This is a genomic window from Pseudomonas sp. GW823-FHT02C02 (assembly GCF_058797635.1).
Window position 1 is genome coordinate 176,683 of sequence record NZ_JBXAJV010000009.1, and the last position, 13,804, is coordinate 190,486.

The 13,804-nt window shown below is 59.0% G+C and carries 12 protein-coding genes and 1 tRNA gene; 4 read left to right on the forward strand and 9 right to left on the reverse strand.

The features are described 5' to 3' along the window. Positions 1 to 163: 163 nt before the first annotated feature. Together AC1ROI_RS18055 and AC1ROI_RS18060 are read right to left on the reverse strand one after the other, a co-directional pair. A complete protein-coding gene (locus AC1ROI_RS18055; RefSeq protein ID WP_083376046.1) occupies positions 164 to 484 on the reverse strand; it encodes a YbjQ family protein in 321 nt (106 codons plus the stop codon). A gap of 329 nt (positions 485 to 813) precedes the next feature. Next, positions 814 to 903 (reverse strand) — tRNA-Ser (locus tag AC1ROI_RS18060). 307 nt (positions 904 to 1,210) lie between these two features. Here AC1ROI_RS18060 and AC1ROI_RS18065 point away from each other — a divergent pair. From AC1ROI_RS18065 to AC1ROI_RS18075, 3 genes are all read left to right on the forward strand, one after another. Further along, positions 1,211 to 1,900 (forward strand): crotonase/enoyl-CoA hydratase family protein, encoded by a 690-nt coding sequence (locus tag AC1ROI_RS18065; RefSeq protein ID WP_010456588.1) that lies wholly within the window; start codon positions 1,211 to 1,213, stop codon positions 1,898 to 1,900. Between the two features lie 214 nt (positions 1,901 to 2,114). Next, complete coding sequence (locus AC1ROI_RS18070) at positions 2,115 to 2,837, forward strand: lysophospholipid acyltransferase family protein (protein WP_102595327.1); 723 nt, start codon at positions 2,115 to 2,117, stop codon at positions 2,835 to 2,837. A gap of 161 nt (positions 2,838 to 2,998) precedes the next feature. After that, positions 2,999 to 3,970, forward strand: coding sequence for a magnesium and cobalt transport protein CorA (locus AC1ROI_RS18075; RefSeq protein ID WP_102595326.1), 972 nt, complete (start codon positions 2,999 to 3,001; stop codon positions 3,968 to 3,970). Between the two features lie 54 nt (positions 3,971 to 4,024). On the opposite strand, the gene AC1ROI_RS18080 is transcribed toward AC1ROI_RS18075, so the two are convergent. The 3 genes from AC1ROI_RS18080 to AC1ROI_RS18090 all read right to left on the reverse strand — a co-directional run bounded on the left by AC1ROI_RS18080 (position 4,025) and on the right by AC1ROI_RS18090 (position 8,224). Beyond that, entirely contained in the window at positions 4,025 to 4,753 is a 729-nt protein-coding gene (locus AC1ROI_RS18080) for an amidotransferase (RefSeq protein WP_102595325.1), read from the reverse strand. A gap of 95 nt (positions 4,754 to 4,848) precedes the next feature. Further along, positions 4,849 to 6,993, reverse strand: coding sequence for a 3-hydroxyacyl-CoA dehydrogenase NAD-binding domain-containing protein (locus AC1ROI_RS18085; RefSeq protein ID WP_077748177.1), 2,145 nt, complete (start codon positions 6,991 to 6,993; stop codon positions 4,849 to 4,851). A 25-nt stretch (positions 6,994 to 7,018) separates the two neighbouring features. Continuing rightward, positions 7,019 to 8,224, reverse strand: a complete 1,206-nt coding sequence (locus AC1ROI_RS18090) for an acetyl-CoA C-acetyltransferase (protein ID WP_102595324.1) — start codon at positions 8,222 to 8,224, stop codon at positions 7,019 to 7,021. 598 nt (positions 8,225 to 8,822) lie between these two features. Between AC1ROI_RS18090 and AC1ROI_RS18095 the strand changes: the two genes are divergently transcribed. Continuing rightward, positions 8,823 to 9,644, forward strand: a complete 822-nt coding sequence (locus tag AC1ROI_RS18095; protein ID WP_102595323.1) for a c-type cytochrome — start codon at positions 8,823 to 8,825, stop codon at positions 9,642 to 9,644. A gap of 120 nt (positions 9,645 to 9,764) precedes the next feature. Here AC1ROI_RS18095 and AC1ROI_RS18100 read toward each other — a convergent pair whose 3' ends face one another. The 4 genes from AC1ROI_RS18100 to AC1ROI_RS18115 form a co-directional block, all read right to left on the reverse strand. After that, positions 9,765 to 10,580, reverse strand: a complete 816-nt coding sequence (locus AC1ROI_RS18100; protein ID WP_010456609.1) for a transglutaminase family protein — start codon at positions 10,578 to 10,580, stop codon at positions 9,765 to 9,767. Next, positions 10,577 to 11,527, reverse strand: a complete 951-nt coding sequence (locus AC1ROI_RS18105; protein ID WP_010456611.1) for an alpha-E domain-containing protein — start codon at positions 11,525 to 11,527, stop codon at positions 10,577 to 10,579. The genes AC1ROI_RS18100 and AC1ROI_RS18105 overlap by 4 nt, the downstream gene beginning before the upstream one ends. A gap of 12 nt (positions 11,528 to 11,539) precedes the next feature. Further along, positions 11,540 to 12,949 carry a circularly permuted type 2 ATP-grasp protein gene (locus tag AC1ROI_RS18110; protein ID WP_010456613.1) on the reverse strand — a complete coding sequence of 470 codons (1,410 nt, stop codon included), beginning with the start codon at positions 12,947 to 12,949 and terminating at the stop codon, positions 11,540 to 11,542. Positions 12,950 to 13,342: 393 nt separating this feature from the next. Continuing rightward, a complete protein-coding gene (locus tag AC1ROI_RS18115; RefSeq protein ID WP_010456615.1) occupies positions 13,343 to 13,684 on the reverse strand; it encodes a ribonuclease E inhibitor RraB in 342 nt (113 codons plus the stop codon). Positions 13,685 to 13,804 lie beyond the last annotated feature (120 nt).

The window sequence follows — 13,804 nt, forward strand, 5'->3', positions numbered from 1 at the left end:
TCGATACCGGCAAGCCCTATTGCCTGAAAAATATCGACCACCAAGGCTTTTGAGACTAGCCGGTCATTACCAGACTTGTAGTTCAGATCTCCGCATGCCCGACGAATGGACCCCGCCGTTTCCTACAAAATCAGCCGGCGATCAAACAGATTCATTCCGTCACTCACCTCAGCTTGACCGCCGTCCCGGTCACAAACACCACGACCATCCCACCCTTGCCGGCCGGCATGCTGATCTCAAAATCGAGCCCCACCACCGCATCCGCCTGAAGCGCCCGCGCCCGCTCCTTGATCTCCTCGGTCGCCTGAATCCGCGCTTCCTTCAACGCCCGCTCCAGCGTCTGGGAACGGCCACCGAAAAAATCCCGCATGCCGGCGAACACGTCGCGGATAACGTTGACGCCCTGCACCGATTCGGCGCTGACGATGTCCAGATAGGCGGTGATTTGGCGACCTTCGATGGCGTGGGTGGTGGTGGTGATCATGGGGATTCCTTCTTCATAGAGGCGCGCATTATTCCTCTGCGGCCAATCGTTGAAAACAAAAAGCCCAGCAACGGCTGGGCTTCGATAATCAGGTATCACAGTTCTTCAGGCATATTTACAGAGTCAAAGAAGCTTGCCGTCGGAAGCCCCCATCCGCTTGGCGCTCCTGCGTTACTTCCCACACGCCTTTCACTATTCCTACACCATTTTCAGAAGCGACTTCGCTTATTCGCTTGAGCCAACAACGGTGCCATGATTCAAATACTAACGCCAGAAACCACAAAACCCCTGATTTCTCTCGAAATCAGGGGTTCTGGTTACATCGAATTTGGCGGTGAAGGAGAGATTCGAACTCTCGATACAATTTCTTGTATACACACTTTCCAGGCGTGCTCCTTAAGCCACTCGGACACTTCACCGTATCTCTTCAAACATGTTCTGTCTGTCGAGGCGCGCTAATGTAGTCGAAAGCTTTTCTGATGGCAAACTTTTTTTGCAGAATTTTCATGCGCTTAGCGTTTCAGTCGTTCCTGTCGGTTCCGGGCGATGGCAAACCTGCCAATCTCCGGCTTCGCGCCCTCTTCTATAAGCAGAGGAATGCACGGCGGGAGTGGCAAGCTACGCTTGCCCGGCGGGGAAAGGGTGACTGGCGGGTCAGTCACGGCGCTTTACCTGGCCTGCGGCGGTGGGTAACGTCTGCCCAACTTTCATACAAGGAATAGCGTCATGAGTGAGTTGATTTCCTACCATCTCGAAGACGGTATCGCGACCCTGACTTTGAGCAATGGCAAGGTCAATGCCATTTCCCCGGACGTGATTGCTGCGTTTAATGCTGCGCTGGATCAGGCGGTGACTGATCGTGCAGTGGTGATCATTACCGGTACGCCGGGGATCCTGTCCGGCGGTTATGACTTGAAGGTGATGACGTCCGGCCCGAAAGAAGCGGTCGCGCTGGTGACGGCCGGCTCGACGCTGGCCCGTCGTCTGTTGTCGCATCCATTCCCGGTGATTGTGGCGTGCCCTGGGCATGCGGTGGCCAAGGGCGCGTTCCTGCTGTTGTCGGCGGACTACCGCATTGGTGTCGACGGCCCGTTCAGCATTGGCCTGAACGAAGTGCAGATCGGCATGACCATGCACCATGCCGGTATCGAGATCGCGCGTGATCGTCTGCGCAAGTCGGCGTTCCACCGCTCCGTCATCAACGGTGAGATGTTTAATCCACAGAGCGCCGTGGATGCCGGCTTCCTCGACCTGGTGGTGTCGGCCGAAGAGCTGCAAAGTGCTGCGCTGGCGGCGGCGCGTCAGTTGAAGAAGATCAACATGACCGCGCACAAGAACACCAAGCTGAAAGTGCGCAAGGCGCTGCTGGATACGCTGGACAACGCGATCATCCTGGATCAGGAACACATGGGTTAAGCCCGGACAGTCTGCACAGAAAAGCCCGACCGTCGTGTCGGGCTTTTTCATACGCACGCTGTTGAAAAATCAACAACCGCTCTAGCACGCGTCTGACCCTCAAGTCGGAAACATGCGCACAAACATCGCCTATCTCCTTCCTCTATAGCGGCAATTGCCGAAAACAGTGCACATCCGTACACTGCGCCACCTTTTGTCCCGGTGGGGCCTGTAAATGCTGTTTGCGTTTCGTATGTTATTGATGGGCCTGCACTTTATTTTGGCCGGTGTGCTTGGGGTGATTCTGGGCCTGTGCCGCCCGTTCAACCCGGACAACAGCCGGTTGTGTGCGCGCCTGTATGCGTGGCCGGCGATGTGTATTTTGCGTTTGCGGGTGAAGGCCGATGTCGGACCGTTGATGGATAAGCCCGACAGCTGCGTGATCATCGCCAACCACCAGTCCAACTACGATCTGTTTGTGTTCGGCAACGTGGTGCCCCGCCGCACCGTATGCATCGGCAAAAAGAGCCTGAAGTGGGTGCCGCTGTTCGGGCAGTTGTTCTGGCTGGCCGGCAATGTGTTGATCGACCGCGGCAATGCGCCCAAGGCGCGCCAGTCGATGTTGACCACCACGCACACCTTGCAGCATCAAGACACATCGATCTGGGTTTTCCCCGAAGGTACGCGCAACCTCGGGGAAGAGTTGTTGCCGTTCAAGAAAGGCGCGTTCCAGATGGCGATCGCCGCGGGCGTGCCGATCGTGCCGGTGTGTGTCAGCAGTTACGTCAAACACATGCGATTGAACCGCTGGCGCAGTGGGAAAATTCTGATCCGCTCGCTGCCGGCAATTCCTACGGCGGGATTGAGCCTGGATGACATGCCCCGGCTGATGGCACAGTGCCGCGAGCAGATGCGCGAATGCATCGAGTCGATGGACCGGCAACTCCAAGCCGTTTGACAATAAAACCCGCCTAGTGCGGGTTTTTTTCGCCTGTGAACCTCTGCCGGCGAACTCGGCAGATTTCATTGACTCTCAAGCAGCAGACAAGGCTAAGCTGAGCACGGCTCGCCACTGGGTCTTTGTTAATCAAAAGCGCTAATAAGAAGTGAACCAAAATCATGGGTAGAGTTGTTGCTGCTGCGGTTTATAGCGCCGGTAAAAAAGTCACCAATATCACCCTCGACGAAGGCGCGGCCTGGGCAGCAAAGCCTGGCCACTTTGTCTGGATCGGCCTTGAAGAGCCGAACGCGCAGGAATTGACCAACCTGCAACGCCAGTTCAACCTGCACGAGCTGGCCATCGAAGACGCCTTGGAAAAACACAGCCGACCGAAGCTCGAAACCTTCGGCGATGCCTTGTTTATCGTCACGTATTCACCGGTCCGGCATGAAGGCAAACTGGAGTTCATCGAGACTCATATCTTTGCCGGCAACGGTTACATCATTACCGCGCGCAACGGTCATTCGGCGTCCTACGCCCTTGTCCGCCAACGTTGTGAGGCGCGTCCGCTGTTGTTGGAGCACGGGGAAGATTTCGTCCTCTATGCCATCCTCGATTTCGTGATTGAAAACTACCAGCCGGTGGGCGAAGCGATCCATGCCGAGATCGATGATCTGGAGCGCAATGTGTTGTGCAGCGCGCTGAATGAACATGACATCCAGAAGCTGCACGGCCTGCGCCGGGACGTCTTGCGCTTGCGGCGTTATGCGGCGCCGATGGTGGAGATCGGTGAGGAACTGCAGAAGCTGAGCTTTCCGTTTATCGACAAGAACATGCGCCCGTACTTTCGCGATGTGCAGATTCACGTCACACGGCAGATGGAAGACCTGACGACCCTGGCGGACATTGCCAGCCAGACCATCGAGGTCGGTGTGTTGCTGGAGGCGTCACGGCAGAGCGTTGTGCAGCGCAAGTTTGCGGCGTGGGCGGCGATCCTGGCGTTTCCGACGGCGGTGGCGGGGATTTACGGGATGAACTTCCAGAACATGCCGGAGTTGACCTGGCATTACGGGTATTTCGCGGTGCTGGGGTTTATTGCGGTGGGATGTGTGAGTTTGTGGGCGAGTTTCAAAAAGTCCGGGTGGCTTTGAAACGCTTGTGTGGCGAGGGCGCCTGCTCCCTCGCCGCACATTCGCTGCAATGTTTTAAACCGCTTTAGCTTCTGGCTTATGCGCCACAAACCGCATCATCCACTCCGCAACGGTCGTGCCGTGATGCTCTTGCTCAAGGCTCGCCACACCTTTCGTATAAACCTGCTGACCCAGTGCCTCCTGTCGAATCTCCAACAGCGCACGGGAATAATCGTGAATGAACTCAGGGTGCCCCTGGAAGCACAGCACCTGATCGTTGATGTGGTACGCGGCGAACGGACAGAAATCGCTCGAGGCGATAACCGTGGCGTTTTCCGGTAGCGACGTCACTTGGTCCTGGTGGCTGATCAACAAGGTCAGTTCTTCACACACCGGACTCATCCATGGCGCCTTGGCAGCGAGTTTGTATTTGTGAGTGCCAACGCCCCAACCTTGGGTCGCACGTTCGCTCTTGCCGCCCAGCAGCAGCGCCAACAACTGATGGCCGAAGCACACGCCCAGCAACTTGTCGCCGCGTTCATAACGCTTCAGCAAGTAGGCCCGCAGGGTTTCGATCCACGGATCGGTGCCGAAGGAATCGGCCTTGCTGCCGGTGACGAGGTAGGCATCGAAGGTCAGATCGTCACTGGGGTACTCGCCCTGCATCACGTTGTACACGGTGAACTCGGCAGCGATGGGTTGCTGCGAAAACAGATTCTGGAACATCTGCCCGTAACCCTGATATTGATCGACCAGTTCCGGACGCAGGATGTCGGTTTCCAGAATGCAGATGCGTAACGACATAAAAAATACCTGACACGTGATGGGAATAATGCACACCCCAGAGCCTGCCTCGAAACACGGTGACAAGGCAAGCCCCGGAAGGCGTCATACGTCCCTTAAAACGCCTCCCCTTTGGCCGCTTTCTCCAGCAATAACGCAGGCGGCGCGAAACGCTCGCCATACTGCTGGGCCAGGTACTGGGCGCGGGCGACGAAGTCTTTCACCCCGTACTGGTTGATGAACTGCAGCGCGCCACCGGTCCAGGCCGCGAAGCCGATACCGAAGATCGAGCCAACGTTGGCGTCCGCCGTCGAGGTCAGCACACCCTCCTCCACACAACGCACGGTTTCGATGGCTTGCACGAACAGCAGGCGATCGCGCACATCCTTTGGCGAAATCTGCCCGTCGGCTTTCTCGAAACGGCTTTTCAGCTCAGGCCACAGATGTTTCTGGCCACCGACCGGGTACTCGTAGAACCCGCCTCCTGCGGCTTTACCGGGCCGTTTGTATTCGTTGAGCAGCAAGTCAATCACGGCGAATGCGGGGTGCTCAATCAGCGGTTTCCCTTCTGCTTGCAGGTCTTTGGCGGTCTGCTGGCGGATATGACTCATGAGGCTGAGGGAAACTTCGTCGGAGATCGCCAGAGGCCCGACCGGCATACCGGCCTTGCGTGCTTCCGTCTCGATCATCGGTGCACTCACGCCTTCGCCGAGCATGGCGATGCCTTCGTTGGTGAAGGTGCCAAACACCCGGGAAGTGAAGAAACCACGGCTGTCGTTGACCACAATCGGCGTCTTCTTGATTTGCAGGACGAAATCGAACCCGCGCGCCAGGGTTTCGTCGCTGGTGTTGGCGCCCTTGATGATTTCCACCAGCGGCATTTTCTCCACCGGGCTGAAGAAATGCAGACCGATGAACTTCGTTTGATCCGGCACGGCGGTGGCCAGGCCGCTGATCGGCAAGGTCGAGGTGTTGGAGGCGATCACTGCGGCCGGGCCGACGACCTTTTGTGCCGCCGAGGAGACTTTGGCTTTCAGCTCGCGATCTTCGAATACCGCTTCAATGATCAGGTCGCAACCGGCCAGGTCGGCATCGTTTTCGGTGGTATGGATCCGCGCCAGGATTGCCTCTCGCTGTTGCGGGAGCATCTGGGCGCGTGCGACTTTCTTGTCCAGCAGCGCCGCCGAGTGGGCCTTGCCCTTCTCCGCTGCTGCGAGGTTGATGTCCTTGAGCACCACTTCAATGCCGGCCGAAGCGCTGACAAAGGCGATGCCCGCGCCCATCATCCCGGCGCCCAGCACGCCGACTTTTTGCGTGACACAAGGTGCAAACCCCTTGGGCCGCGAGCCGCCGGCGTTGATCTCGTTGAGCTGGAACCAGAAGGTGCCGATCAGGTTTTTCGAAATTTGCCCGGTGGTCAGTTCCGTGAAATAGCGGGTTTCGATCAGGTGCGCGGTGTCGAAATCCACTTGAGCGCCTTCGACAGCGGCACAGAGAATCTTCTCCGGCGCGGGCATGCAGCCCTGGGTTTTGCTGCGCAGGATCGACGGTGCGATGGCGAGCATTTGCGCGACTTTCGGGTTCGACGGCGTGCCGCCGGGTATCTGATAACCCTTCACGTCCCACCGCTGTGCGGCGGCCGGATTGGCAATAATCCAGGCGCGCGCCTTGCTGAGCAATTCATCGCGATCTGCGGCCAGTTCATCGATCAAACCCGCTTGCAAGGCCTGTTGCGGCCGGACTTTCTTGCCTTCGAGCAGGTACGGCAAGGCTTTTTCAATGCCCAGCATGCGCACCATACGGACTACCCCGCCACCGCCCGGCAGCAAGCCAAGGGTGACTTCCGGCAGGCCGAGTTGCACGGATGGATTGTCCAGCGCGACGCGGTGATGGCAGGCGAGGCAGATTTCCCAGCCACCGCCCAACGCCGCGCCATTGATCGCGGCCACCACCGGTTTGCCGAGGGTTTCCAGGGTACGCAACTGGCCTTTGAGCGTCAGGACCATGTCGTAAAAGGCCTTGGCCTCGGGTTTGCCGACCTTGATCAGTTCATTGAGGTCGCCGCCGGCAAAGAAGGTTTTCTTGCCCGAGGTGATGATGACCCCGGCAATGCTGTCCTTTTCGGCCACCAGGCGGGCGACGCAGGCGGCCATGGCCTCGCGATAGACCGCGTTCATGGTGTTGGCGCTCTGGCCCGGCATGTCGATGGTCAGGACGACGATCTGGTCCTGACCTTTTTCGTAACGAATGGCTTCAGTCATGTCACTTGTTCCTTAAGGTCGGGGCTCAGAGGCGTTCGATGATGGTGGCAATGCCCATGCCGCCGCCGACACACAGGGTCGCGAGGCCATAGCGCAGACGCCGGGTTTCCAGTTCATCGAGCAGCGTGCCGAGAATGGCGCAGCCAGTGGCGCCCAGCGGATGGCCCATGGCGATGGAACCGCCGTTGACGTTGACCTTGTCCGGGTCGATGGCCATGTCCTTGATGAATTTCAGTACCACCGAGGCGAAGGCTTCGTTGACCTCGAACAGATCGATGTCTTCAACCCGCAGCCCGGCCTTGGCCAGTGCTTTGCGGGTGGCCGGCGCCGGGCCGGTGAGCATGATGGTCGGGTCGGTGCTGGTGACTGCGGTGGCGACAATCCGCGCCCGAGGCTGCAGACCCAGCGCACGGCCTTTGGCCTCGGAGCCAATCAGCATCAGGGCGGCGCCATCGACGATCCCGGAGCTGTTGCCCGGTGTGTGAACGTGGTTGATCCGCTCGACCTGGCTGTAAACGCGCAGCGCGGTGGCGTCAAAGCCCATCAGCCCCATCATCTCGAAGCTTGGCTTGAGCTTGCCCAGTCCTTCCAGGGTGGATTCGGCGCGGATGAACTCATCGTGATCGAGCAGGATGATGCCGTTCTGATCCTGCACCGGCACCAGTGATTTGTTGAACGAACCGTTGGCCCGCGCCCGCGCTGCCTTTTGCTGGGAATACAGCGCGTAGGCATCGACGTCCTGGCGGCTGAAACCTTCAATCGTGGCGATCAGGTCGGCACCGACGCCTTGCGGGGTGAAATGGCTGTGCAGATTGGTTTCCGGGTCCAGCGCCCAAGCGCCGCCGTCGCTGCCCATGGGCACACGGGACATGGATTCGACGCCGCCGACCACCACCAGGTCTTCGAAACCGGAACGAACCTTCATCGCACCCAGGTTCACGGCTTCAAGCCCCGAAGCGCAGAAGCGATTGATCTGCACGCCAGACACGCTGACGTCCCAATCGGCGACTTGTGCCGCCGTCTTGGCGATATCGGAGCCCTGATCGCCAATTGGCGTGACGCAACCGAGCACCACATCATCGACCTGGCTGGTGTCCAGCGACGTGCGCTGCTGCAACGCCGTGAGCAACCCGGCCACCAGATTTACTGGTTTGACGCTGTGCAAAGCGCCATCTGCCTTGCCTTTGCCACGGGGCGTGCGTAACGCGTCGAAAATCAAAGCTTGGGTCATGACGTCCTCGAACCTGGGCGGTGAGTAAATACTGAGCTTCCACCTTAGGCCGAGCCGCCATGGATTCAATGACCGCAATGCTCACTGGCGTTGACGGACACGCTCAGACGGACGGTCACTCGGGTGCGGATTAACCGATTAACGTCACCAAGCTGTCTAGCAAACGGGCGCCCAAGAAGCTGGCAATAGGCCTCATGCCTTTTTAAAAGCTTTAAGCAAGCAAACCATACGAAATGGATCTAAACCAAGCGTGACGCGGGCTCTAAGGTGAACATGTACGAAGTTGTCGTCGGGTTTTGCCGAGGCACTCGTCTTACAGGAAGTTCAGCGCTCTGCCGTCATGGAGATATGCAGGCAGGCATCAGGAAATAACAAAAAAGGCGGTCAAGCCATGTTCAAGCATTCGAAAGTACGTCAAGCCGGGCTCATTCTTTTCGCCACTACGCTGTTGTTGATTTTGCCGAACTTGACCAAGGTGATCGGTTAAGCGGTCTTCAAATAATACGGCGCCAGGTTTTTACATCGCCCTCTTAAAAATGTGACTGGCTCGCTACCCGGGCCAGCGTGGGTGTGCCAACCTTTGCGGCACTTCCACGACATGGACGGCGATCATTTGAAAACGCTCATTCTCTTTGGGGCCTTGCTGCTCAGCACGCCCTCGTATGCCGCACAGCTGAACCTTGAGCTGGGCGCGAGCAGTCGCACCTGGCAGACCGAGGAATTGCTCAAGCATCCTCAGGTCCAGACCATCACTATCAGCGACGACGTTTCCTACAAGCGGGACATGAGTTATCGCGCAGTTCCGTTGGCGGCGTTGTTGACCGGCATCAAGCCTGAAGACCATCTGCAAGCCGTGGCGCTGGACGGATTTGCCGCTGAACTGTCGGCGGCGCCGTTGCTGAACGCCAAGGGCGCGCGCGCGTGGCTGGCGATTGAAGACCCGGCGAAACCGTGGCCGGCGTTATCTAAAGGGAAACCGGGTGCCGGGCCGTTTTATCTGGTGTGGGTCGATCCGCAAGCCGGCAACATCAGCCCGGAGCAATGGCCGTTTCAAGTGGCGAGTATCAAGCGCATGGCGCCCGTGGCCGAGCGCTTTCCTGCGCTGCTGCCGGATCCGGCCTTGAAGGCGGATGATCCGGTGAACAAAGGCTTTGCGCTGTTTCAGAAGAATTGCCTGGCATGTCATCGATTGAACGGTGCAGGGGATGCGCAGTTCGGGCCGGATCTGAATATTCCGTTTAGCCCGACCGAGTACTTCGGGGCGGATTTTCTGAAGCGCTACATTCGAGATCCGCAGAGTTTGCGCCAGTGGCCTCAGGCGAAGATGCCGGGTTTTGCGCCGACGGTGTTGCCGGAGGGGGATCTGGAAATGCTGGTGGGGTATTTGAAGCATATGGCTGGGCGCAAAGCTAAGCCCTGATCCATTCCCTGTAGGAGCGAGGCTTGACCGCGAAGGCGTAGTGTCAGTCGACATCAATGTGAATGACAGTACGCCTTCGCGGGCAAGCCTCGCTCCTGCAAGAGGGCCGTGGTGTTTCGGTTATTGCTGCTGAACGGAGATAATCGGCGCTGGCATCGGCGTCGGCGAAACAAACACCTTCGCGTGCATTTGCTCACACCCACCGCCCCGGCGCATCCCGCGTACAGGGCAGGCATCCAGGTAATCCAGGCCCACCGCCAGTTTCAAATGCCGTTCCGGCCGGGCCAATTCATTGGTCACATCGAAGCTGTACCAAGCGTCATCGAGCCAGGCTTCGGCCCAGGCGTGACTGGCCAGGTGTTCGCTATTCTCGCTGTACAAATACCCAGACACATAACGTGACGGAATGCCCAGGCTGCGGGCGCACGCGAGAAACGCGTGCGTGTGGTCCTGACAGACACCGGAACGCCCGGCGAAGGCCTGGGCGGCGCTGGTGTCCACTTCGGTGGAGCCCGGCGTGTAGGTCATGTGCGAATTGAGGCCATGCATCAAGTCGATCAACGCCGTGCGATCCCGGCGTTTTTTACATTCCTTTTCCGCGAACGCACGCAGGGCTTCGTCGGCTTCGGTCAGGCGCGTGAAGCGCAGGAACGGCAGTGCCGACTGGCTTTCATGTTCGGCTTCGCGCAGCTCGTCGATGTCCACCTGGCCACGGGCGCCGATGATGATCGCCTCGTGGGGCTCGTCCATGGTCAGCACATGCAGGATGTTGCCGAACGGATCGAGTTGCGCGCGTACCGGGCGCGGCAGGTCGAGTTGCCAGCTGAGCACATGCTGACGCTCGCTGTCGTGGGGTGTCAGTCGCAGGTACTGGATGCTCGCCCGCACCTGATCTTCGTAGTGATAGGTGGTTTCGTGGCTAATGGAAAGTCTCATGCAGCCTCCAGGTAGGAACTGTGAATGGCGTTACCCAACTGGCGCACCAGCGGGATGAATTCGGTCAGCCAGGCGTGCAGGCCTTCGTCGAGAATTTCGTTGATGCCGGTGTAGCGCAGACGCGCGTCCATCTCCGCCGCCAGACGTTGCGCGGGCCGGCCATTGGCCCCCGGCAACTGGGCAAGGATCTGGTCGATTTCTTCGGTGCAGGCACGCAGGGAACGTGGCACATCGGCGCGCAGCAACAGCAACTCGGCCACATGCCGGGCACCGGGTGCATCGCGATAGATCTCGGTGTAGGCCTCGAACGACGACAACGCCCGCAACAACGCGCTCCACTGGTAATACGCGTGAGCAGTGCCGTCGCTGACCGCTTCGGCCTGATCGCCGGCCATTTCGTAGCGGGCGTCGAGCAGGCGCAACGTGTTGTCGGCCCGTTCGATAAACGTCCCCAGGCGAATGAAGCGGAACGCATCGTTACGCATGATCGTGCCGTAGGACGCGCCACGGAACAGGTGGGAACGTTCCTTGATCCACTCGCAAAAACGGCTCATGCCGTAGCGACTCAGGCCTTGCTCGGCGATCCCGCGAATTTCCAGCCAGGTGGCGTTGATGTTTTCCCACATGTCGGCGGTGATTCGCCCACGCACCGCATGGGCACTGGCCCGCGCCGCGCCCAGGCAGCTGTAGATGCTCGCCGGGTTGGCCGCGTCCAGTGCGAAGAAATGCAGCAGCCGCTCGGCGTGCAAATCACCGTGGCGCTCCAGGTAATCGTCCAGGGTGCCGGTAATCAGCAGCGGCATGGCCAGTTCGTGCAGACCGTCACCGCGACCGTCCTGCGGCATCAGCGACAGCGAATAACTGATGTCGAGCATCCGTGCGAGGTTTTCCGCCCGCTCCAGGTAACGCGACATCCAATACAAATCCGAGGCAGTTCTACTTAACATGGCAGGCTTCCTTCAATCCTCGACCACCCAGGTGTCCTTGGTTCCGCCGCCCTGGGAAGAATTCACCACCAGAGAGCCTTCACGCAGGGCCACACGGGTCAAACCGCCGGGCACAACCCGGGTTTCGCGGCCAGATAATACAAACGGACGCAGGTCGATATGGCGTGGCGCAATGCCGTTTTCGACAAAGGTCGGACAGGTCGACAGGGACAACGTCGGTTGCGCGATATACGCATGAGGCTTGGCTTTGATCCGCGCGCGGAACGACTCGATTTCCGCCGCGGTCGCCGCCGGCCCCACCAGCATTCCGTAACCGCCGGAGCCCTGGGTTTCCTTGACCACCAGGTCTGGAAGATTGGCCAGCACGTGGGACAGTTCAGAAGGATTGCGACACTGGAACGTCGGCACGTTCTTCAGGATCGGCTCTTCGTCCAGGTAGAAACGGATCATGTCCGTGACAAACGGATACACCGATTTGTCGTCCGCGACCCCGGTGCCGATGGCATTCGCCAGCACCACGTTGCCGGTTCGGTAGGACGACAGCAGCCCTGGAACGCCGAGCATCGAATCCGGGTTGAACGCCAGCGGGTCGAGGAATGCATCGTCGAGGCGACGGTAAATCACGTCGACCGCCTTCGGCCCGTCCGTGGTGCGCATGAACACCTTGTCGTCGCGCACGAACAGGTCCGCGCCTTCCACCAGCTCCACGCCCATCTCTCGCGCCAAAAAGGCGTGCTCGAAAAAAGCGCTGTTGAAGCGACCCGGCGTCAGCACCACCACGCTCGGATTATCGATCGGGCTGGAGCTTTTCAGAGTGTCGAGCAGCAGGTTCGGATAATGGTCGATCGGCGCGATGCGCTGGGCCGAGAACAACTCGGGAAACAGTCGCATCATCATCTTGCGGTCTTCGAGCATGTAGCTCACGCCGCTGGGTGTACGCAGGTTGTCTTCGAGCACGTAGTACGTGCCGTCGCCATCGCGTACCAGATCGACACCGGAAATGTGCGAATAGATATCGCGATGCAGATCGAGCCCTTGCATCGCCAGCTGGTATTGCTCGTTGGCCAGCACCTGCTCGGCCGGAATGATGCCGGCCTTGATGATGCGCTGCTCGTGGTAGAGGTCGGCGAGGAACATGTTCAACGCCTTGACCCGCTGGATACAGCCGCGCTCGACGATCCGCCATTCACTGGCGGGGATGCTGCGCGGGATGGTATCGAAGGGAATCAGGCGCTCTGTCCCCTGCTCATCGCCGTAGAGCGTGAAGGTAATCCCGGCGCGATGAAATAACAGATCGGCCTCGCGTCGCCGTTGTGCCAAGAGCTCGTCAGGCGTCTCGGCCAGCCAACGGGCAAACTCCCGATAATGCGGGCGGACCTGGCCGCCGGCATCGTACATCTCATCAAAATAGGTGCGGATCATGCCGTACTCCTTGTCACCCGGACATCTAGGCATCGCAAGGCCCGTGCCATCGGCAGAAACGCTTTGTTATCAATCAGTTGGAGAATCACGCCGTTTGCACCGCACCAATCCTGTGCAGCAAACGCCCCACGCTGATCGCCCCCGCTTCATTGCAAGGCGACGTTGTCACCTATCACCAGCATAGTCAGAGTTGATTTCACTGCCCGGCCGGCGGTGCGGATAATCCGCGCATCCGCTGCAAAACCTGACCGAACTTCCCTTTAGCCGCCTGCTCAGGCGGTTTTTTTTGCCTCGGGATTCTTGTTTCAGGGTTTTGCCAAGGGGCGGATGCCACAAACGAAAACGGCCAACCCGAAGGTCAGCCGTTGCTGAGCGTTGTCACTGTTCATAACGTTATGCGAGACGCCCTCGTATTTCCTGCTTGACGCCCCACCCTTCGAGGATGCCGCCCAGAGGCTCAACCACCGCCTCGAAACCCTGTTCGAAATCGCCGATATCATCGTAGGTGGCGTACATGACTTTGCTCAGTTCGAGCGCCCATGCGCCGTCATCGCGCACACTGATTTGCGCGTTCAAGGATTCACCTTTGTATTGCCCTGCCGCCCTGCGTGCCCGCTCCTCGTCCGGGAAAATGGCGTAGAACTCGATGGGATGGAACCGTGAAAAATCGAAACCGCCTTCTTTCATGCGGCGCAACACGCTGCTGCTGATGTCTTCTTGATAGGCTGTGCTCATGAAACGTCCCCCTCAATCATGATGGATAGACTTTCCGTATTCCCGGCACGCGCAACCGATTGGTGCGAGCGATGCGGCAACCAGGTCGCCGGTGGGAAGCAAGCATGTAGCTGACAAGTC